Source organism: Mycolicibacterium sphagni, from assembly GCF_002250655.1.
Lineage (GTDB): Bacteria > Actinomycetota > Actinomycetes > Mycobacteriales > Mycobacteriaceae > Mycobacterium > Mycobacterium sphagni.
Map to the genome: position 1 here is coordinate 114,737 of NZ_NOZR01000010.1, position 20,556 is coordinate 135,292.

A 20,556-nucleotide genomic window follows, 5' to 3' on the forward strand; every position below is an offset into this window, starting at 1 on the left:
CGGGTGTCAACCGTCGAATATTCGAAAAGCGTTGTGCGAGTTGCATGTTGCACGAATCGGCACTGTGAGGACCCCATGAGAGCAGCCATCATCACTGGACCCGGCACAACCCAGGTCGTCGAGGTCCCCGATCCGGTGGCCGGGCCCTGCGACGTCGTGGTCAAGATCAAGGCCTGCGGCATTTGCGGATCCGATGCGCTCTACATCTCGATGGGCGGCCTGCCGCCGCACCAGGGCCGCATGCCGCTTGGGCACGAGCCGGCTGGCGAAGTCGTCGAAGTCGGCCGCGACGTCATCGGCGTCAAGGTCGGCGATCATGTGGTCATCAATCCGATCGGCGCACCGAGCGGGATCATCGGAAACGGCGGCGCCACCGGCGCGCTGGCCGAGTACCTGCTCGTCGAGAGCGCCGTGCGTGGGCAGAGTTTCGAGGTAATCCCCGCCGAGATCCCCTTCGACGTGGCCGCCCTGAACGAACCGATGGCTGTCGCCAGGCACGGCGTGAACCAGACCAGGCCGACGCCGGCGGACAAGGTCGCGGTGTTCGGCGCCGGGCCGATCGGACTCGGCGCGACCATGGCCTACAAGTCGTTGGGTGTGGAGCACGTGACGGTGGTGGACCTGATCGGGTCGCGGCTGGACAAGGCGCTCGCGATCGGCGCCGACGCGGTGATCAACGCCGGCGACGAAGATGTCTCCGGGCGGCTGATCGAGTTGCACGGCGCCGGCGAGGCACTCTGGCCCGGCAAGTCCGGCACCACGATCTACCTCGACGCCGCGGGCGCACCCTCGGTGATCAGCACCGCATTGGGCGCCGCGCAGCGCGGGGCGCGTCTCGGGGTGGTGGCCGTGCACAAGGAACCGGTACCGGTGGACTTCATCAACATCATGGCCAACGAGATCACGGTCGTCGGATCGATGGGATACCCCACCGAAATCTTCGAGGTGACAAAGGATCTCGCCGCCAACTGGGAGAAGTACGCGGTGATCGTCAGCCACACCTTCGGCTTCGACGAGGTGCAGGGCGCACTGCGGACGGCGTCGACACCGGGCGCCGCCGACAAGGTCGTCGTCACCTTCGACTGAGACTCACAGCCGGGGCAGCACCTCGCCGGCCAGCAGCTCCAGCGTGCCGTCGGAGGCCCGGTCATGGGTGAACAGCACCACCTGGCCGAAGCCCAGCTCGCGCAGCTGGCCGAGCCGGTCGACGATCGCCGCGGGCGTGCCGATCAGGCCACCGTCGTGCAGGCCGAATCCTGGTCCACCGAACCGCTTTTCGGCGAGCTGCCGGACGCCGTCCAAGGCGGCGTCGTCAGGGGCGATGGCCAATACGGCTTCCACCGACATCACGATGGTCGACGGATCCCGGCCGATGTCGTCGCACAGCGAGCGCAGCACCGCCAGCTTGTGTTCCATCTCGCCCAGCGCGTAGGTGGGGACGTTCCAGACGTCGGCATAGCGGGCCACCAGCGGAAGCGTGTACTTCTCCCCGGCGCCACCGACCACGATGGGCGGGCGCGGCTGCTGAACGGGACCGGGTTTGATCGGCATGTCCTGAACCGTGTAATGCGCTCCGCTGAAGTCGATCCGCTGCCCGGCGAATGCCTGGGTCAAGATCTCGAGGGTCTCGCCCAGACGCTCGGAGCGTTGCGCAAACGATCCCCACTCCAGCCCGAGTCGTTGATGTTCGTCTTCGATGGAACCGCTGCCGATGCCGAGCTCCAGCCGGCCGGCCGAGATCTGGTCCAGCGTGGTGGCCATCTTGGCCAGCACGGCAGGGTGCCGAAATTGGTTGCACAGCACCATGTGTCCGACGCGAAGACGCTCCGTCTGGCTCAGCAGCGCGGTGGCCAGGGTCCATGCCTCCAGCGAATCGATGCCGGGGACGCCAGGGCCGTACATGTGGTCGTAGAGCCACAGCGAGCCGATTCCGAGCTCTTCGCAGCGTTGCGCGCGGTGCAGCACGTCGGCATAGCTGAAGCCCATCTGCGGGACGTAGATCCCGATGTCCAGGGCAGTGCTCACTGCTTGATGCCGACGGCGTGGCGCAGCTGGGCCAGGAACTGGTCGGCATCGTCACTGCGGACCACATAGTGCGACACCGCGATACGAATTGCGGTGGCGGCCTTGAGCGCTGCGTTCGGGCCGCTCAGCAGCCGCTCCAGGCGGGACCGCATGAGCGGCAGGATCCGCGATAGCTGGGCGACCACCACCTCGGGCTCGACGTCGATGAGCCGCACCCCGGAGTACGTCTGCTGGTAAGCGACGATGAACTGCAGCGCCGCATCGAGCTTGTCGGTGCCGCGAAGCCCGGCGGTAGCCCGGCTGATACCGGTGTCGAACATCTCGCGCTCGTAAGCGCCGAACGCGTCGAGCAGCTCGGACTTGGAGGCGAACCAGCGATACAGGGTCGGACGGGAGACGCCGGCTTGCAGCGCGACCTCGGACAGGCTGAGCTTCGTCTGGCCGCTCCGGGCGAGCACCTCGGCGGTGGCGTTGAGGATGCGGCGCCGCGAGGAGGACTCGTCCTCGTCGGGTATCGCGGCGGTGCTTCCGGCCTGGCTCACGTGTACAGGATTACAGGTCGAGGCCCCAGTGTCACGCCTGTCGGCACATCCGAGACTGAAAACACTGTCTTTACAAATTCTGGGCAAAGTGTCACGCTGGGCACGTGTCCGGGGACCAACGTGAGTACAGCCCTCACGACATCACGTCGCGCCGATTCTGGGGCCAGCCTTTCGACGTCCGCGAGCAGACCTTCGCCGCTCTGCGCGCAACCGACGGCCTCACGTGGCACGAGCCTTTTCCCTCGCTGTTTCCCATGGAAGAGCCGGGTTACTGGGCGCTGACCCGGCGGGCGGACATCGCCCACGCCAGCCTGCACCCGGAGCTGTTCAGCTCGGCACAGGGCATCGCGCTGGACCCGATGCCCGCCGACATCCAGCGGATCGCGACTTTCTTCCTGATGATGGACCCGCCGCAGCACACCACGTACCGACGCCTGATCAGCTCGGCGTTCACGCCGCGAAACGTCGCTCAAATCGACGAGCAGGTTCGCAAGAATGCCGCCACCGTGGTCGACGAACTCGTCGGCGCCGGTGCCGTGGACTTTGTCGCCGCGTGTTCGGCGCGGCTGCCGATGATGACGATCTCCGAGATGCTCGGGGTGCCCAACTCCGATCGGGAGGCCGTGGCCAAGGCCGCGGAGAAGCTCTTCAGCATGAGCGACGACGAGTACTCCACCATCGAGGAGCGGGCCGAGGCCACGGTCAACGAGATGTTCCTGCTGGCCGGCACCGGCATTGAGCTGGCTAAGTTCCGCCGCCGTCACCCCGGCGACGACCTGATGACCAGTATCGTCAACGCCGAGATCGATGGTCACCGGCTCACCGACGAGGAGATCGGGGCCTTCCTGGTCCTGCTGGCGTCAGCCGGTAACGACACCACCAAGCAGACGACGTCGCACGCGATGCTGGCGTTGGCGGCCAATCCCGAGCAGCGAGCTTGGCTGATGGCCGACTTCGACGCCAGGATCGGCCCGGCCGTCGAAGAGTTCATCCGATGGGCGACGCCGGTGCTGCAGTTCGCCCGGGTCGTCACCGAGGACACCGAATTGGCAGGCCAGCAGCTGGCGGCCGGCGACAAGGTGGGACTGTTCTATTGCTCGGCCAACCGGGACGAAGAGGCCTTTGAGGCGCCGGAGGCGTTCAACCTGCGGCGCTGGCCCAACCCACATCTCGGGTTCGGCGGCGGCGGTCCGCACTTCTGCCTCGGCAACCAGCTCGCTCGCACCGAACTGCGAAACCTGTTCCGGGAGCTGATGTTCCGAGTCGACGTCGAGTTAGGTGAGCCCGACTATCTGCTGAGTAGTTTCGTGCACGGGATCAAACGGCTCCCGGCATTCGTCCGCTGAGTATGGGGCAGTTCATGCGTATTGAAGTAGATCTCGGCAAGTGCACCGGGCACGGCATCTGCGAGAGCATCGCCGATGACGTGTTCGAGGTTGACGACGACGGCAGCGTCCGCATCCACGGTGACCGCCGTCCCGAATCGGACCGGGACAGGATGAAGCAGGCGGTCACGCAATGCCCCGCCGCGGCGCTGATTCTGGTCGAGGACTGATCGGTGAAGAAGTTCTTCGGCCACACCCTGCTGTACTTGCACGAGACGATCGCGCTGGGTTCTGAGCGCAGCGACCGCTTCGTCGAGCAGTTCGTCAGTGTCTACCAACCGATGATGGAATCGCTTGGGGCGCGGCTGTTCTCCATATGGGAGACCACCCCGTACAACGGCCATTGGCCGCAGGTGACGATCGTCTGGGAGATCGACGCGTTCGCCGACTACGCCCGTATCGGCAAGGCACAGGCCCCAGGGGGCAGTCACCGCGAGGCGGCCGCGGCATGGTCGGACTACCTGGCCGGGGTGGGAGCATCGGGGGAGGGCCGGATCATGTACGCCGGCCGCAGCAACCGGACGCTGGCCGAGCTGACGGAGGCGAAATTCGGCGCAGGACTGGTGATCCAGGAGATCATGCAGACCAAACCCGGCCGGCAGGACGACTACATCCGCGAGCTCGAGCGCCTGTACGTCCCCTGGTCGGAGAGCACCGGCAAACGCTGGCTCGGCTCCTTCATCACCACGTTTCGCTTCAACGAGGTGATCCACTACTGGGCGCTCGACGGTGACTGGGACTGCTTCGAGAACCACTACCCGTCCTGGAAGGACAGCCCGCCGGCTGAAATCGTCACCTGGATGAGTGTCGCACCCGCGCTGCGCGACGGCTGGGAGGACTCCATCTTGCAGGCTCTGCCGCCGTCCCCGCTCCGATAATGGCTGTGATGCAGGACTTCTCGTATAGTCCGTTCGATCCGGCGGTGATGTCCGATCCGCGGCCTTTCTACCAGACGCTGCGCGACGAACACCCGGTGTACTACATCGAGGACCTCGACACGTTCGCGCTCTCCCGGTTCGCCGACATCTGGGACGTCCTGGCGATCAACGACGGCACGTTCGTCGCCTCCGAGGGGACCCTGCCCGCCGCGGCGGTATTGGGCAGACGCAACGACGGACCCGTCGCCGATCCGGCGTTGCACCCCTTGCCATTTCATGCCAACTTCGACGCACCGCTGTACGACGACGTTCGGCGCTGCACCGCCGCGCAGTTTCGGCCGAAGTCGGTCGCGGGCTGGCGTGACCGCATTCGCGAGCTGGCCAACCAACGCCTCGACGAACTGCTGCCCCGCGGTACATTCGACCTCACCCAGGAGTACGGTGGTATCGTCGCGGCGTCGGTGGTGTGCGAACTCGTCGGCCTGCCAATCGATTCGGCCGAGGATGTGCTGGCCACGGTCAATGCGGGCAGCCTGGCCGAACCCGGCAGTGGTGTCGAGGTAGCCAACGCCAGACCGGGATATCTCGAATACCTGATCCCGATCGTCCAGCAGGTCCGGGCCGGCGCCTTCGGCGGTCCGCTGCCCATCGTCGAGAACCTGCTGGCCTACCGGTTACCCGACGGCTCGGCGCTGTCCGACAGCGAAGTGGCGGTTCAGATGCTGGGCGTGTTCATTGGCGGAACCGAGACCGTGCCGAAGATCGTCGCGCACGGATTATGGGAGCTGAGCCGCAACCCTGATCAGCTGGCCGCGGTGCGGGCCGAGCCGGAGGGCAACGTGCCGGTCGCCCGCGAGGAGATCATCCGCTACTGCGCGCCGGCCCAGTGGTTCGCCCGAACGGTGCGGCGGCCCTTCACTATCCACGACACGACGATCCAGCCCGGGCAGCGGATCATCACGCTTCTGGCTTCGGCCAACCGCGATGAGCGGGAGTTTCCCGAGCCGGAGACGTTCATCTGGAACCGGCCGATCCAACGACAACTGGCGTTCGGTCGCGGTCAGCACTTCTGTTTGGGCTATCACATGGCCCGGCTGGAGATCGCAATCATGTTGCAGGAGTGGCTGCGCCGTGTCGGTGACTATCGCATCCTCGACGACGCCGCACATCGGCCGCCGTCGAGCTTCCAGTGGGGCTGGAACAGCATCCCGGTTCAGGTGTGAACGGTCGGCTGATCCTGCAGCAATGGGTCGGATAAACTCCTTGATTTACTTCGGCCCGTGGTGTGCACTATGAACGGTGAGCGCAGCCAAAGACCAGCGAACTGACCGGTCGTCTGTCACGCGCGACGCGCTTCTGGTGGCCGCCGAGCAACTCTTTGCCGAACATGGCATGCATGGGGTCTCTAATCGGCAGATCAGTGAGGCTGCAGGGCAGGGCAACAACGCCGCGGCTTGTTACCATTTCGGTTCGCGAGCCGATCTGTTGCGCGCGATCGAGGCGCGGCATCGTGCCGCGATTGACGAGATCCGCCGGCGCAAGCTAGGCGATATTCCGTCGACGCCGCAGTTACGGGACTGGATCGGCGTACTGGTTTATCCGCTGACCGAGCATCTGGAGGCACTCGGAACAGCCACGTCTTACGCACGTTTCGCGGCCCAGGTGATGGCCGACCCCACCTCTCGGGATCTGGTGGGCTCCGACGCAATGACGTCCGAACTCATGCTGAAAACCGTCCGCGGGATCAACCGAAGCCTCCCCGAACGCCCGAGACGCGTTCGGGTGGCCCGCTGGATGATGGCGAGGAATCTGTTGATGCACACCTGCGCCGAGGTCGAGGGTGAACTTGCCGATGGTCGCCCCTCGGTGAGTTCGAGCTGGTCGGTGGTCGCCGAGGAGTTGATCACCGCACTAGCTGGACTCTGGGAGGCGCCCGCCGCGAAGATGTCGGCGGTTACGGCTTCTTCCGTCCAGAGTGGCTCAGTCGCCATTCCGGCGGGAAGTTGAGGTCGTTGTCCTTGACGACGTTGTTGAGGCCCTTCTCGAACGTGCCCTCGGTCAGGTCCGGGTAGTTGTCGCGGTCGTTGGTCATCATCGGCAGCATGCCCTCGACCACGCCAGTCAGCAGACTGCCGAAGTATTCACCCTTGTGCTGTTTGTACAGCTCGAGGAATGTCTTCTGTACCACCACGGTGTCGGTTGGGCGTGACTTGGAGCAGGCCATCGCGTACTTCAGGGTCTCGGCTTCGAGCTGTTCGCGGGGGACCACGCTATTGATGAACCCGCACTCGTACATCTCCTTGGCGGTGAATGGCCTTCCAGTGAAAAGCATTTCGGAGAATTTGCGCAAGCCCATGGTCTCCGCCCACCACCACAGTCGTGGGCCCCAGCCGACGTAGCGGAAGGCCGGGTGGCCGAACAGCGCGTCGTCGGAGGACACCACGAGGTCCGCGTCGCCGGCTTGGTAGAAGTGCCAGCCGTAGCAGTATCCCTTCGCCTCCACGATCGTGACCTTCTTGCACTCTTGGAGTGGGCGGTTGCCGGCGCGGGCCTTGGCGTAGTGATCGGTGAGGGTGTACAGGTAACGGTAGGAATCGCCGGGTGGGTACTTAACGCTCTCGTCGTTGATCGAAAGCTCGTGCAGCAGAGAAACTCCGGGGTTCTCGAGCATCTCCCGCTGTTCGGGCAGGTCGCCGCCGCTGCCGAAGTCGTTGCCTTCACCTCGGATCACCACAACCTTGACGTCATCATCGACATTGCACTTGTGGATCATGTCGGCGAAGTTCTGCCGCATCCCCATGGTGGTCGAGTTCAGCTCATCGGGTCGGTCGAATGTTATGTAAGCGATCCGATTCGCGACGTCCTTCTCAAATTTGATGAATGGTTCGGCGTCCTTCTTCATCTCCTCGTAGTCGTGGTTCATTGTGGCCATGCTCCCGTCGTCGAGGTAGTGATGCTGCCTGCAACATAACGAGATTCAGCCACCTACAAGAGTAAATCAACCAATTTATTTGATTGAGTGGCGCGCCGTTCGCCGCTTAGCCGGCGGCGACAAGCCCGGCCGTGACCGCTTCGATGCGCGCAGGGACGTGCTTATGCCACGGTGTCCCGGCGTAGGGATCGCGCCAATCGGACGAGGTCAGCGAGTTCGGTGCGACGCCGGGGACGCGGCGTTGCCCGTCGGCGTCGACGAAGTCCAGCCCGAAACCGTTGGGCAGGGCGGCATGCCCCGGCAGCATGGTCTCGCTGACCTCGACGACGGCTTCGGCGCTGCCCGCGGCAGTGGTGATGCGCGCGCGACCGCCGTCGACCAGGCCGAGCGCGTCGGCATCCTCGACGCTGACCCGCAGCGCGCCGTCGGCATCGCGCTTGCGCCATGACGGATCCCGCAGGATGTCGTTGGCGGTGAACGCGCGGCGCTCGCCGGCGGACAACACGATCGGGAACTCCGCGCTGGTCAGCTCCGTGCCGGCGTTGGCCAGCGCGCGTATGTCGTCGAGCATCTCTGGAATCACCAGTCGGATCTTGTGATCGGCGTGGCCCATCAGGGCCCAGTCGTCGGCATACTCGTGCACGCTGAATGTCACTCCGGACTTGCCGGTCAGGATCGCGTCGAAGAGCGCATTGCCGTCGGCATGCCCCGCCCGCCGCACCGCGTCGGGGTACGCGACGGCCGCCTTCTGGGCCAGTCCCCACAGCGCGGCCGCGCCGGCCAGCCCGTCCGGCAGGGTTGGACCCAGCGTTTCGTAGAGCACATACGGCAGCACCTTGCCCAGGGCCGGATTGGCGGCGAGCTCGGTGAAGAACGCCTGGGTGTACGCGTCTCGCCCGTGCTGGGCGGCCTCGCGTAACGGCCGCAGGTCGTCATCGCTGACCATCCCAAGGGCGCGTACCAGCCGTGCCCAGATCTCGGGCTCGGGCAGGGTGCCGGGCACCGGCTCGAACAGCGGGTGGCGCAGGTGGAATTCGTTGCGCGGGAACTCGAAATTGAAGAACGTGGCCTCGGGCTTCTCGAACTGGCTGGCCGCTGGCAACACGTAGTGGGCCAGCCGCGCGGTCTCCGTCATCGCCACGTCGACCACCACCAGCAGCTCCAGGGACTCGAACGCGGCGCGGCAGTTCTCGGAGTCGGCGATCGAGTGGGCCGGGTTGGCGCTCTCGACGAGCATGGCCCGGAACCGGTCGGGATGGTCGGTCAAGATCTCTTGGGGCACAACGTTGGACGGCATCAGTCCGGCGATGATGGGCGCGCCGGTCACCGGGGAGCGGCCGACGCCGCTGAGGCTGAACAGCGGCGCGAAGGACGAATGCAGATGCTGCCCACCGCGTTTGGCGAAGCTGCCGGTCAGGATCCACAACAGCTTGTTGAGGTAGGAGCACAGGGTGCTGTTCGGGGCCTGCTGCACGCCGAGATCCTCGAAGACCGCGACGGAATCGGCGGCGGCAATCCGGCGTGCTGCGGCCCGCAACAACTCCTCGTCGACACCGCTGCGCGCGGCGTACTCGCCGACCGGAATCGTCTGCAATACCTTGCGGACCTCGTCGGCGCCATGGACATGCTCGGCGAGAAACGCTTCGTTGCAGAGGTTTTCCTGCACCAGGACCGCGGCCAGCGCCGCCAGGCACCAGGCGTCGGTGCCGGGCTTCACCCGCAAGTGGAAGTTCGCCAGCCTGGCCGTGTCGGTCACCACCGGGTCGATGACGATCATCGAGCGGGCAGGGTCCTTGGCGATCTCGTTGAGCACCGTGCGGGCCCGCGGGAAGCTCTGCGACATCCACGGGTTCTTGCCCACGAACACCGACACCTCAGCGTGCTCGAACTCGCCGCGGGTGTGCCCGCCGTACAGCTGGACGTCCACCCAGTTCTCGCCGGTCTTCTCCTGCGCCAGCGCATTCGAGCGATACCGCGACCCGAGCAGCTTGAGAAATGAACTGCTGTAGGCGCCGCCGAGATGATTACCCTGACCGCCGCCGCCGTAGTAGAAGATCTTGTCCCCACCGTGGGTGTCGGCGATCCGCCGGAACCCCGCCGCGATCTCGGTGATGGCGGTGTCCCAGTCGATCTCCTCGTAGCTGCCGTCGGCGCGGCGACGCATCGGCGAGGTCAGCCTGGCCCGGTTGTTCTGGTAATGGTCCAGGCGCAGCGCCTTGTTGCAGGTGTAACCCTGCGAGGCGGGGTTGTCCTTATCGCCGCGGATGCGGGCCAGCGTCCGGCCCTCGGTCTGCACCACGATGCCGCAGTTGCATTCGCACAGGATGCAGGCGGTGGGTTGCCAGTCAGCGGACATGGGGACTTCCTCTCCTAGATGTCCTGTTCGGCCTCGAGCAGATCGCGCAGTTGCCGATGGACGATGTCGAGCGGCTTGATGTCGCGCGTTGCGCGGGCCAGGACGATGGCGCCCTCGAGGGCGGCGGTCAGCGTCACCGCGAGCTCCTCGGCACGTTCCGTGGCGATGCCGTCGGCGGTCAGCCGCTGCGCGATCAGGTCGTTCCAGCGGGTGAACGTCGCGGCGGCCCGCTCGAGCACCGGGTTGGCCGCGCCCGGCTCGCCGGACTCGATGGCCACGGCCAGCACCGGGCAGCCGGCGCGGTAGTCGGTTTCGAGCAGGTTCTTGCGATAGAAGCGGGCCAGGCCGTCGAGTGCCTCGATGCCGCTGCCGGCCTGGGCCATTCGGGCGGCGACGAAGTTGGCCACGTAATCGATTGCCTCACAGAGTAATTGCGCGCGACCACCGGGGAAGTAGTGGTAGGCCGAGCCGCGCGGCGCTCCGCTGTGCGCGAGCACGTCGGCGATCGCGGTCGACTGCGCCCCACGTTCGCGGATCAGCAGCGCGGCGGAGGCGACCATCCGGTCGCGCGGGCTCGTCATGCTTATGTATGTAACCATACATAACGACGATGCGCCAGGGTGCACGGTCGTCAGTGTTGAATGGCCGGGTGTCTGAGCTTGAGCAGGTGGTGCGCGCTCGCCGGTCGATCCGGTTGTTTCACGCTGACCGACCGGTACCTCGCGCCGACGTTCTTGCCGCGCTCGACCTGGCGAGCCGGGCGCCGTCGAACTCCAACACCCAGCCGTGGCATCTCGTGCTGGCCTCCGGTTCGGCGCGGGAGCGGCTCGTGGCCGCGCTGGTGGAGGCCTCGCGCCATCGTGAACCGGCGATTCCGCCGTTACCGGCCGAGTTCGAGCGTATGAAATATGCTCTGGGGGAACAGCTTTACGGCAGCATGGGCATCGAGCGCGACGACGCCGACAGCAGGCGAAAGGCGCAGCGACTCAACTGGCGGTTCTACAACGCGCCGCTGGCGGGCATCGTCTGCATGCATCGCGAACTGCACCACGTCGACAGCCTTGGTGTCGGGATGTTCCTGCAGACACTGCTGCTCGGGCTGACCGCCCGCGGCCTGGGCACCTGCGTGCAGATGCTCATCGCCGGGTTTCCCGATGTTATCCGCGAGGCGCTGGACATCCCCGAGCACTACGAGATCCTCTGCGGGCTGGCGATCGGCCATCCCGTCGAGGACTTCCCGTCCAACAACCTCGCGATCCCGCGTAAACCGGTCGACGAGTGCGTCGTGTTCCACGACGACTAGGGGCCTCAGACTGCGGCGAAGTTGATGGTGGCGGTGGCGGCAAGCTCATTGTCGTCGCCGCGGTGAATGTCCACCTGGATCACCACCGAACGCTTGCCGGTGCGCAGGATCTTGGCGACCGCGCGGGCCGGGCCGACCTTGATCGGCCGGAGGTAGCGTACGAACAGGTCAGTGGTGGCGATGCCGAACCCGAACGGCGTCGCGATCGAGGCCAGCTGCCCCGCCGCGACGTCGGCCATCGTGGCGATCAGTCCGCCCTGCAGCCCGCCGGCGGTGTTGGTGGTCCGTTCGTCGACGGGCATCTCCATGACGACGGTGCCCTCCTCGGAGGGCACGGTGTGCAGGCCGACCTGGTCGAATAACTCACGAAGCGAGCGGGGTGCCGTCATGAGAATGACGTTACCGCGCGAGTGCCGAAGATCGGGGGTCGCTGAGGAGTTCGTCTTGTCAGCCTTCAGGCGGTGGGCGCTGACATCCGGGTGGGCTCGTTCCGGCCGCGCAAGACCTCCGAAGCGCACTCGGTCCAGTGCGCCCGCTCAGCCGCATTGGCTTTCATCAGGGCCGCGTCCGAGCACAGCGCGCGTGCATCGAAGTCTTTGGCCCGATCAGCCAGTCGCGCAGCCTCATTGACCGCATCGCCGATCACCGTGTACTCGTAGCGGTGCTCGGCGCCGATGTTCCCGGCGAACACCGGCCCGGCGGAGACGCCGATGCCGAAGTCCACCACGGGCAGCCGGCGTAGCGCGGCCGTCAATGCGCGAGCCGTGGCCAACGCGTCGGCGGCGGGCTGTGCGCTGGACAGCGGCGCACCGAACACGGCCAGCACCGCGTCACCCTGGAACTTGTTGATCAGCCCATGGCGTTCGTCGACTGCGGCCACCACGATCTGGAAGAAGTGGTTGAGCACCTCGGCCACCTCGGCAGGTGAACGGTTCTGGGCCAGCTGGGTCGAGCCGACAAGATCGACGAACAGCACGGCGGCATCACGCACCTCGCCGGTGAGCGTGTCCGCATCGCGGACCGCGCGCAGCGCCACGTCCGTGCCGACGTGGCGGCCGAACAGATCGTGCAGCCGGTCGCGTTCGGCCAGCCCGGTGACCATCCGGTTGAAACCGCTTTGCAGCCGGCCGATCTCGGAGCGCTCGTAGACGCCGACCCGGGTGGTCATCTGGCCGCGCTCGACCTCGGCCATGGCGGCGACGACGTCGTGGATCGGATCGGAGATGGACACCGCGACGATCGCCATCCCGCGCAGCCCCACGAACACCGAGATCACCGCCAGCACGATCACCGGGATTTCGAGCGAGGCGGTCTTCTGGATGATCCAGCCGTTGGATCGCATGATGACCACCACGGCGAGGCCGATGATCGGGAGCGCGCTGCTCATCAGCCACATCAGCAGCAGCCGCGAGAGCACCCCCGGTGCGGTGTCGCGGCCGGTGAGCCGGGTCGCCGCGGCGACGATCGGGCGCATCGGGCGCTGAATGAACAGCAGCGCCGCACCGGTCGACGTGGTGACACCCAACAGCAGAGTCATCCCGATGAGCCAGGCGGCCGGTGCGCCGCCGTCGAGGTTGACGAGCAGCAGCACGATGGCGCTGAGGCCCCAGATCGCGGCCAGCACCGCGGACTGGTTGCGCAGAAATCGTTCGACGAACACCCGGTCCTTGTCATCGGGCGGCTCGCCGGCGGTGAACCAGCGCAGTTTGTAGTCGACGACCAGCACGGCGTAGACGATGACGCCGGCGATGCCGAAGACGCACAGCACGATCGCGGCGATCAGGGTGTCGGTCTGGAACACGGTGTCAACCGCGGCGACCAGGTCGTGGCGCAACGGCATCACCAGCGCGGTGAGTTCGACCCCCGCCAGAATCTGGGCCAAGACGAGTGCGGCGGCGTAGCGGACCTTCCACCACCTCGCCGTCATGGCTCAGACGCTACTGGGACGACGGTGCAGAATCACGCTCTCCGAAACTGAGAGTAGTACTTCCGAACGCGCACCCCGCTGCGTAACATCCGCGCTGTGAAGTTCGGGATCCCGCTGGGTGGCGTTCACCCCGGCTTGTGGCGTGACCTGACCGTGCGAGCCGAAGAGCTGGGCTACGAGTCGGTCTGGTTGCCGGAGCATCTGGTGCTGCCTGCCGAGATGTCGGGCAGCCCCCATCACGGCGACAGCCATCCGCCGATCCCGTCGCAGACCCCGATGTACGACGCGATCGCCTACCTGTCGTACCTGGCCGGGCAGACCAACACGATCCGGATGGGCACCTACGTCTACAACATCGGGTTGCGCCATCCGTTTGTCAGTGCGCGCGCGGCGACCACGTTGGACATCGTCTCGAACGGCCGGTTCGACTTCGGGATCGGCGCGAGCTGGCTCCGGGAGGAGTGGGACGCCTCCGGGCTGGACTTCAGCACCCGCGGCGCCCGCGTCGACGAGGCACTTGAGGTGTGCCGGGCGCTATGGACCGAGCCGACCATCGAGCACCACGGCCGCTTCTTCGACTTCGACGCCGTCGCGTTCGAGCCCAAGCCCGTCCAGCCGGGTGGGCCGCCGATCCACGTCGGCGGTGACGGGCTGCCCGCGTTGCGCCGGGTGGCGCGCTTCGGGTCCGGCTGGATTCCGATGAACCACACCCTGGACCAGATCCCCGGCTCGGTGCAGAAGCTGTCGGCGCTGTGGTCCGAGCACGGCCGTGCGGGCAAGCCCGAGGTCACCACATCGGCGCCGTCCGATTCGCCCGACGACATCAAGCGCGCGGCCGAGGCCGGGATCGACCGGATGATCGTGATGCCGTGGCGGCGCACCAGAGAGGCTCTCGACGGGATCGCGCGCTTCGCCGACGACATCCTGACGCGGACCGGATAACCCGGTGACGATCGCGCCGTCGGACATCCTGCTGACCGGCCGGGTGGCCGTCGTGACCGGAGCCGGCACGGGCATCGGCCGGGGCATCGCCGACGGGCTGGCGCGCTTCGGCGCGAAAGTCGCGATCTGGGAACGCGATCCGCAGCTGTGCGCACGCACCGCGGACGAGCTCGGGGTGTTGGGTATCGTCACCGACGTTCGCGACGCCGAGCAGGTCGACGGCGCCCTGGAGCGCACTCGGGAGGAGCTCGGGCCGGTGGACATCCTGGTCAACAACGCCGGCGGGGTGTTCGCCTCGCCGCTGCTGGACACCACCGAGAACGGCTGGGATGCCTTGTATAAGGCCAACCTTCGCCACGTCCTGCTGTGTACCCAGCGGGCGGCGCGGCAGCTGGTCGCCGACGGCCGCGGCGGCAGCGTCATCTCGCTGACGTCGATCGAGGGGGTACGCGCCGCGCCAGGCTATGCGGCCTACTCCGCGGCGAAGGCCGGGGTGATCAACTACACCAGGACGGCGGCCTTCGAACTGGCCCCGCACGGCATCCGAGTCAACGCCATCGCCCCCGACATCACCGTCACCGAAGGTCTGCTGGCACTGTCCCCCGATGGGATCCGGCCGGAGCTCAGCCAGGCCGTCCCGCTGGGACGGCTCGGAGATGTCGACGAGATCGCTTCGGCAGCAGTCTTTCTCGCCTCCGATATGTCCCGCTACATGACCGGCCAGACGCTGCACGTCGACGGTGGCACCCAGGCCGCGTCGGGCTGGTATCACGCCGACGGCGGCGCCCGGTTCGGCCCGGCCTGATCAATCCGGGCGCGGACGGTCCACGCGGAGCAGGACCGCGGCGACGAAAAGGTTGACGCATTCCTGACCATCCACGAAGCAGACGAACGTATGGTGAGGACCGTGATGCATGACGTGGCGATCATCGGCGCGGGGCCGGGTGGCGTCACCGCCGCACATCTGCTTCAGCAGAGCGGTATCGACGACTTCGTCATCCTGGAACGCGCCGACGACGTGGGGGGTACCTGGCGCGACAACCACTATCCCGGCCTTGCGGTGGACATCCCGTCGCTGTGGTACCAATTCCCGTTTGCTCGCGAGGCCGGCTGGTCGAGGCTGTTCGCACCCGGACCCGAGATCCATCGCTATATCCGTGACGTCGCCCGCCGGGTCGGGGTCTACCCACACCTGCAGACCCACTCGGAGGTGGTGCGCCAGGTGTGGGAGGACGAGGGTGGCTGCTGGCGGCTGGAGATCGCCGACGGTCGCGTCATCACCGCGCGGTTCTTGATCAGCGCGGTCGGCGGGTACGTCAACGCCAAACCCGATGTGCCCATCGACGGCATCGAGAACTTCGGCGGACGCGTCCTGCGGCCTAATGACTGGGACGACGAATTCGACGTGCGCGGCAAGCGGGTGGCTGTCATCGGTACCGGGTCCAGCGGAGTGCAGATCGCCGGGGCGCTGGCGCCGATAGCCGCCAGTCTCGACGTCTATCAGCGGACCCCGGCCTGGGTGTTGCCCAAGGTGGACTTCGACATCACCCCGCGGATCAGCCGTGCCCTGCGGGTACCCGGCGTGCTCGCCGGCATCGACTGGGCCGGCCGATGGCTGATGGACCTGGCGATGGTTGGCCCGCTGTGCCATGTGTTCTCGCGGCTGCCCGCCAGCGTTCTGGTGAAAGCCATGCCACTGTACGACTCGTACTGCCGTGCGCTGTACCGCGGCTATCTGCGAGCGGTGGTGAAAGACAAGCACACTCGTGACAAGCTTGTGCCCCGCTACGGCATCGTGGCCAAGCGCCCGGTGATCTCCAGCTCGTTTCTGCAGATCTTCAACAGGCCGGACACGCAGTTGATCACCACGCCGATCGAACGCATCACCAGGACTGGCGTGCAGACCAGTGACGGAGTCGAGCGACCGGTGGATCTCATCGTCACCGCGACCGGCTACGAATTGTGGACCGATCCCGAAACCTACCGTCCCGGAACGATCCTGGGACGCGACGGCATCGATCTGGCGCTGCAGTACCGCGCCAACGGCCTGCAAAGTTACGCAGGCTCGGCGTATCCCGGGCTGCCGAACAGGTGGGAACTGGTCGGCCCGCTCGGCTTCGTCGGGTTCGCCTGGTTCGACTACCTGGAGACGGTGACCACTCATGTGGTGCGGGCGATCAGCGAAACCCGAAGGCGCGGAGCGCAGGTCGCCGAGATAAGCCAGGCGGCGTTCGCCCGCCGCAACGACAAGCTCCGGCGGCAGGGCAAGGCGATTCGCCTCTATCTCAAAGACTGCAACCCCGGGCTCAACACCTATTTCGTCAACTCACAGGGAGACACCGTGTATCACCGGCCGGAAACCATCTTCGCCGCATGGCGATTCAGCCGAACGTCGCCGCTCGACGACTACGTGTATTCAACACCTCTGGCCCAGCCGGCCAGTGAGACCAGCGCGAGCATCGCATGAACGCCGGGGACGCGCGCCCGCTGGAGGGCAAGGTCGCTTATGTCACGGGAGGGGCCAGGGGGCAGGGCCGGGCGCACTGCGTCCGACTGGCGCAGGCCGGCGCCGACATCGTCACCATCGACGCCTGCGGGCCGGTGGGCAACCACATCGGATATGAACCGGCAACGCCCGAAGACCTGGCCGAGACCGTACGGCTGGTCGAGGACGAGGGCGTCAAGATCAGCGCCGACCGGGTGGACGTGCGCGACCACGACGGGCAGAAGCGGGTAATCGCCCGCGCCATCGAACAATTCGGCCGGCTCGACGTCGTCGTCGCCAATGCCGGCGTGATGAGCTGGGGCCGCGCCTGGGAGATCCCCGCCGAGAAGTGGCAGGAGATCATCGACATCAACCTGACCGGGTTCTTCAACACCGTGCAGGCGACGGTGCCGGCGATGATCGAAGCCGGCAACGGCGGGTCGATCATCGCGGTCAGCTCCTCGGCCGGAATCAAGGCGGTACCCGGCGCCGGTCACTACTGCGCCAGCAAGTTCGGCGTTGTGGGACTGGCGAATTCGTTGGCGCTGGAGCTGGGCGAATTCGGGATCAGGGTCAACTCGGTGCATACCTACGGTGTGGATACCGCTTTGGGCAATGACCTGTCGATGTACTCGATGTTCGAGAAGCACCCGCATTACGTGTACAGCTTCTCGCCGGGTGCGCTACCCACCGAATCGCTCATCGCGCCCAGTCAGGTCAGCGAGGTGGTGCTGTTCCTGGCCAGCGACGCCTCGGCGTTGTTGACGGCGGCCCAGATCCCGGCCGACAAAGGCTATATGAAGGTCTAGCGCCCGGCGGGCTGGGGGCACCCCCCGCCGCAGGCCAGGGGGAGAGCGAAGCGACTCGGGGATCTAGCCTTGTGCGCCAAGGCTTTCGGCGGCCAGCTCTTTGGCCCAGCGGTAGTCCGCTTTGCCCGCGGGTGAGCGCAGCACCTTGTCGGTCCGGATGAAGGCCTTCGGCAGCTTGTACTGCGCGATGTGGGCACGGCAGGCGTCGGCGAGCTCGTCGTCGGTGGCGCTGCGACCCTCGGCGAACTGCACGATTGCCACCACTTCGCTGCCCCACCGGTCGGAGGGGCGTCCGGCCACGACCACGTCGTACACCGCCGGATGGCTGGCGACCGCGCGCTCGACCTCTTCGGCGAAGATCTTCTCCCCGCCGGAGTTGATGGTCACCGAATCGCGGCCCAGCAGTTCGATTTGGCCGTCGGCCAGGAACCGGGCGCGATCCCCTGGCACCGACCAGCGGACGCCGTTGATGGTGGGGAAGGTGCGCGCCGACTTCTCGGCGTCGCCGAGATACCCCAGTGGCACATAGGCCCGCCGGGCCAGCCAGCCCTCGCCATCGCCCGGTTGCAATACGGTGCTGAAGTCCGCCGAGATGATGGCGGTGTCGTGCTGCGGGGTGAAGGTGGCCGCCTTCTGCTCGACGCCCTTGGCCGCCATCGTGGTCATCTGCATGCCGGTCTCCGATGCGCCGACGGCGTCGAGCACCATCAGGTTGGGCAACGCGGCCAGCAGCCGCTCTCGCACCGTCGGCGACAGCGGCGCGCCGCCGTTGGTGATCGTCACCAGGCCGGACAGGTCGTACTTCCCGGTCTCGATCTCGTCGAGCAGCGGACGGGCAATCGCGTCGCCGACGACCGGAATGCTCAGTACCCGTTCACGTTCGGCGAGTTTCATCACGGCCGGGGCGTTCATGCGGTCGACGTCATCGGGCAGCACCATCCAGCCGCCGGTGCTGAACATGTTGAAGGCCGCCCACTGCGCGGCACCGTGCATGAGCGGCGGGATCATCAGGATCGACCGGAAGCCGGCACCTGCACGGGCCTGCTCGGCGAGTTCCTCGTAGGACGTCAGCGACGTGTCGGATCCGAAGGGCCGCCCGCCCATGGCGGACATGAAGATGTCGTGCTGACGCCACAGCACGCCCTTCGGCATGCCGGTGGTGCCGCCGGTGTAGAGAACATAGAGGTCGTCGCCGCTGGGGCTCGGCATGCCGGCGGACGGCGCGGGGGTGGTGACGATCGACTCGTAGTCGACTGCGCCGGGCAGCAATTCGTTGCCCGAGGAGTCCGCGACCTGGATCAGCACCCGAAGCTCGGGCAGCCGGTCGCGAATGGACGCGACGCACGGGGCGAACTCCGCGCCATAGACCAGGGCCTTGGCCTTGGAGTCGGTGAGCAGGTAGAGGAGTTCCTCCTCGACGTAGCGGTAGTTCACGTTGAACGGTGCGACGCGGGCCCGGTAGCCGGCGACCATCGCCTCGAGGTATTCGTTGCCGTTACGCAGATACAGCCCGAGGTGGTCCTGGCCGGACTCGTGCGGGGCCAGCTGATCGCGCTCGGTGTGGCAGCCCAGCCCCTGCTCGGCCAGGTAGTGCGCGACCCCGTCGATGCGGGCGTCCAGCTGCGCATACGTCCAGCGGCGATCCCGCCAGATCAGTGCCTCACGATCCGGCAGGGTCTGCGCGACGGTATGGAACACCGACGAAAGGTCGAAGCTGACGTCGCTGCTCATTGGCGCTCCTCTGCATGCCCAGATTCCAGAACGCGACCGAGTCTGCCATGGGCGCAGGCGTCGACTTGTTGTGGAACTTCACCCAGCGGGACCGAGGTCAGGGCGCAGAGAATACGTGGCGGGCGAAGCGCTGGCCGATCATCTGGTGGGTGGTTGCGTCGGGGTGCAGGTTGTCGGGTAGTGGATGCTCGGCGAAGTCTTGCGGACCGTAGAGGTCGTGGCCGTCCAGGTAATCCAGGTGCGCGTCGTCCTCTGCGCGGGATCGCACGATGTGGGCGAGACGCTCGCGGATGACGGACAGGGTGAGCTTGCCCCGGCTGGTCTCGGCCGGGTCGCCGGTGGCCCGGAATCGAACCTGTCCGGCAGCGAGCGCGGACTGATCGAAGGCCCCCGGACCCGGCGTGTGCTCGTGGATGGGGCAGTACAGCGGCCCCACGACGAGCAGCGGAACTCCCGCGTGGCCGTCACGGATAGTGTCCAAGAACCCGTGGACCGCGGGTTCGAAGGCCCGCAGCCGCATGAGGTCGGCGTTGACCAGGTTGATGCCGATCTTGACGCTCACGACGTCGGCGGGGGTGTCCCGCATGGCGCGTGCGGTGAACGGGTCGAGCATGGCGCTGCCTGCCAGTCCGAGGTTGATCACCTCGACCCCGCCGAGCTTGGCCGCCACCGCCGGCCAGGTGGTGCTCGGGCTGGCGGCGTTGGAACCCTGGCTGATCGAACTTCCGTGGTGCAGCCAAACCCGACGGCGTCCCGTCGGCGACGGCGCAATCGGAGCGTCCGTGCGCAGCGCGACGACCTCGGTTCGCTCGTAGTGCGGCAACCAGATCTCCACGTCCTTCTCCTGCGCGGCCAACCCGGCGAACCGCACGGTCGCGGCCGAGCCGTGCTCGACGGTGGTGAGCCCGGTGGCGGGATCGACCAGCAGGGTGTGTCCGCCACTCGTCGCAGCCTGGCGAGCGAGACCGCCGTCGATGAGCAGGTCCACCGTGCCGTCTGGGCGTTCAGGCACACCCTCTAACACCGTGCGAGTTCGCAGCAGGTCCACCTCGACCACCGTCGAGCGAGTGCGGAATGCCAGACGAACGCCGGACGGTTGAGCCTCGACGGCTGCCAGTTGCGGATCAGGGCACTGCGCACGGGCAGCGCGCGGCAACCGGTGCGGCAGCCAGCCGCTTTCCGTCTGCTCGAGCTCGGCCAGTCCGCGGAAGAGGCCGCCCTCGACGGGGTGGGTGATCACT

Annotated in this window: 20 protein-coding genes; 11 read left to right on the forward strand and 9 right to left on the reverse strand. The window is 66.6% G+C overall.

Going from position 1 to position 20,556, the window contains the following annotated elements; translation table 11 throughout:
• Window positions 1-75: 75 nt before the first annotated feature.
• Complete coding sequence (locus CG716_RS14005) at window positions 76-1,086, forward strand: zinc-dependent alcohol dehydrogenase (RefSeq protein WP_094480504.1); 1,011 nt, start codon at window positions 76-78, stop codon at window positions 1,084-1,086.
• Between the two features lie 3 nt (window positions 1,087-1,089).
• On the opposite strand, the gene CG716_RS14010 is transcribed toward CG716_RS14005, so the two are convergent.
• Complete coding sequence (locus tag CG716_RS14010; RefSeq protein WP_234817853.1) at window positions 1,090-1,986, reverse strand: LLM class flavin-dependent oxidoreductase; 897 nt, start codon at window positions 1,984-1,986, stop codon at window positions 1,090-1,092.
• Window positions 1,987-2,021: 35 nt separating this feature from the next.
• On the reverse strand, window positions 2,022-2,567 hold the full coding sequence (locus CG716_RS14015; protein ID WP_207760677.1) for a TetR/AcrR family transcriptional regulator: 546 nt from the start codon (window positions 2,565-2,567) through the stop codon (window positions 2,022-2,024).
• 104 nt (window positions 2,568-2,671) lie between these two features.
• Here CG716_RS14015 and CG716_RS14020 point away from each other — a divergent pair, with 104 nt between their 5' ends.
• The 5 genes from CG716_RS14020 to CG716_RS14040 all read left to right on the forward strand — a co-directional run bounded on the left by CG716_RS14020 (window position 2,672) and on the right by CG716_RS14040 (window position 6,837).
• A complete protein-coding gene (locus CG716_RS14020) occupies window positions 2,672-3,913 on the forward strand; it encodes a cytochrome P450 (protein WP_094480508.1) in 1,242 nt (413 codons plus the stop codon).
• Window positions 3,914-3,927: 14 nt separating this feature from the next.
• Window positions 3,928-4,122, forward strand: a complete 195-nt coding sequence (locus tag CG716_RS14025; protein ID WP_094480650.1) for a ferredoxin — start codon at window positions 3,928-3,930, stop codon at window positions 4,120-4,122.
• Window positions 4,123-4,125: 3 nt separating this feature from the next.
• Window positions 4,126-4,830 (forward strand): NIPSNAP family protein, encoded by a 705-nt coding sequence (locus CG716_RS14030; protein WP_094480510.1) that lies wholly within the window; start codon window positions 4,126-4,128, stop codon window positions 4,828-4,830.
• Complete coding sequence (locus tag CG716_RS14035; RefSeq protein WP_094480512.1) at window positions 4,830-6,053, forward strand: cytochrome P450; 1,224 nt, start codon at window positions 4,830-4,832, stop codon at window positions 6,051-6,053. The genes CG716_RS14030 and CG716_RS14035 overlap by 1 nt, the downstream gene beginning before the upstream one ends.
• Before the next feature lie 76 nt (window positions 6,054-6,129).
• Window positions 6,130-6,837, forward strand: coding sequence for a TetR/AcrR family transcriptional regulator (locus tag CG716_RS14040; RefSeq protein WP_165774148.1), 708 nt, complete (start codon window positions 6,130-6,132; stop codon window positions 6,835-6,837).
• Here CG716_RS14040 and CG716_RS14045 read toward each other — a convergent pair.
• The 3 genes from CG716_RS14045 to CG716_RS14055 all read right to left on the reverse strand — a co-directional run bounded on the left by CG716_RS14045 (window position 6,785) and on the right by CG716_RS14055 (window position 10,699).
• Entirely contained in the window at window positions 6,785-7,753 is a 969-nt protein-coding gene (locus tag CG716_RS14045) for an enoyl-CoA hydratase/isomerase family protein (protein WP_094480514.1), read from the reverse strand. The two genes, CG716_RS14040 and CG716_RS14045, sit on opposite strands and share 53 nt — an antisense overlap.
• A gap of 115 nt (window positions 7,754-7,868) precedes the next feature.
• Window positions 7,869-10,118 (reverse strand): molybdopterin-dependent oxidoreductase, encoded by a 2,250-nt coding sequence (locus CG716_RS14050; protein WP_094480516.1) that lies wholly within the window; start codon window positions 10,116-10,118, stop codon window positions 7,869-7,871.
• A 14-nt stretch (window positions 10,119-10,132) separates the two neighbouring features.
• Window positions 10,133-10,699, reverse strand: coding sequence for a TetR/AcrR family transcriptional regulator (locus tag CG716_RS14055; RefSeq protein WP_094480518.1), 567 nt, complete (start codon window positions 10,697-10,699; stop codon window positions 10,133-10,135).
• Between the two features lie 68 nt (window positions 10,700-10,767).
• On the opposite strand from CG716_RS14055, the gene CG716_RS14060 reads away from it, so the two are divergent.
• Complete coding sequence (locus CG716_RS14060) at window positions 10,768-11,421, forward strand: nitroreductase (protein WP_234817843.1); 654 nt, start codon at window positions 10,768-10,770, stop codon at window positions 11,419-11,421.
• A 5-nt stretch (window positions 11,422-11,426) separates the two neighbouring features.
• Here the strand turns inward: CG716_RS14060 and CG716_RS14065 are convergent, their stop codons facing one another.
• Complete coding sequence (locus CG716_RS14065; RefSeq protein WP_094480522.1) at window positions 11,427-11,810, reverse strand: PaaI family thioesterase; 384 nt, start codon at window positions 11,808-11,810, stop codon at window positions 11,427-11,429.
• A 65-nt stretch (window positions 11,811-11,875) separates the two neighbouring features.
• Complete coding sequence (locus CG716_RS14070) at window positions 11,876-13,348, reverse strand: adenylate/guanylate cyclase domain-containing protein (protein WP_094480524.1); 1,473 nt, start codon at window positions 13,346-13,348, stop codon at window positions 11,876-11,878.
• 96 nt (window positions 13,349-13,444) lie between these two features.
• Here CG716_RS14070 and CG716_RS14075 point away from each other — a divergent pair, with 96 nt between their 5' ends.
• From CG716_RS14075 to CG716_RS14090, 4 genes are all read left to right on the forward strand, one after another.
• Entirely contained in the window at window positions 13,445-14,290 is an 846-nt protein-coding gene (locus CG716_RS14075) for a TIGR03619 family F420-dependent LLM class oxidoreductase (RefSeq protein ID WP_094480526.1), read from the forward strand.
• Between the two features lie 4 nt (window positions 14,291-14,294).
• Window positions 14,295-15,095: an SDR family NAD(P)-dependent oxidoreductase gene (locus CG716_RS14080; RefSeq protein ID WP_094480528.1), complete on the forward strand. Its 801-nt coding sequence runs from the start codon at window positions 14,295-14,297 to the stop codon at window positions 15,093-15,095.
• 93 nt (window positions 15,096-15,188) lie between these two features.
• On the forward strand, window positions 15,189-16,757 hold the full coding sequence (locus CG716_RS14085; RefSeq protein WP_420093194.1) for a flavin-containing monooxygenase: 1,569 nt from the start codon (window positions 15,189-15,191) through the stop codon (window positions 16,755-16,757).
• The gene (locus CG716_RS14090) at window positions 16,754-17,584 is read left to right on the forward strand and encodes a mycofactocin-coupled SDR family oxidoreductase (protein ID WP_094480530.1); all 831 of its coding nucleotides are present in this window, start codon (window positions 16,754-16,756) and stop codon (window positions 17,582-17,584) included. Before CG716_RS14085 ends, CG716_RS14090 begins: the two co-directional genes overlap by 4 nt.
• A 63-nt stretch (window positions 17,585-17,647) precedes the next feature.
• Here CG716_RS14090 and CG716_RS14095 read toward each other — a convergent pair whose 3' ends face one another.
• The gene (locus tag CG716_RS14095) at window positions 17,648-19,315 is read right to left on the reverse strand and encodes an acyl-CoA synthetase (RefSeq protein ID WP_094480532.1); all 1,668 of its coding nucleotides are present in this window, start codon (window positions 19,313-19,315) and stop codon (window positions 17,648-17,650) included.
• 97 nt (window positions 19,316-19,412) lie between these two features.
• A complete protein-coding gene (locus CG716_RS14100) occupies window positions 19,413-20,552 on the reverse strand; it encodes a GDSL-type esterase/lipase family protein (protein ID WP_420093195.1) in 1,140 nt (379 codons plus the stop codon).
• Window positions 20,553-20,556 lie beyond the last annotated feature (4 nt).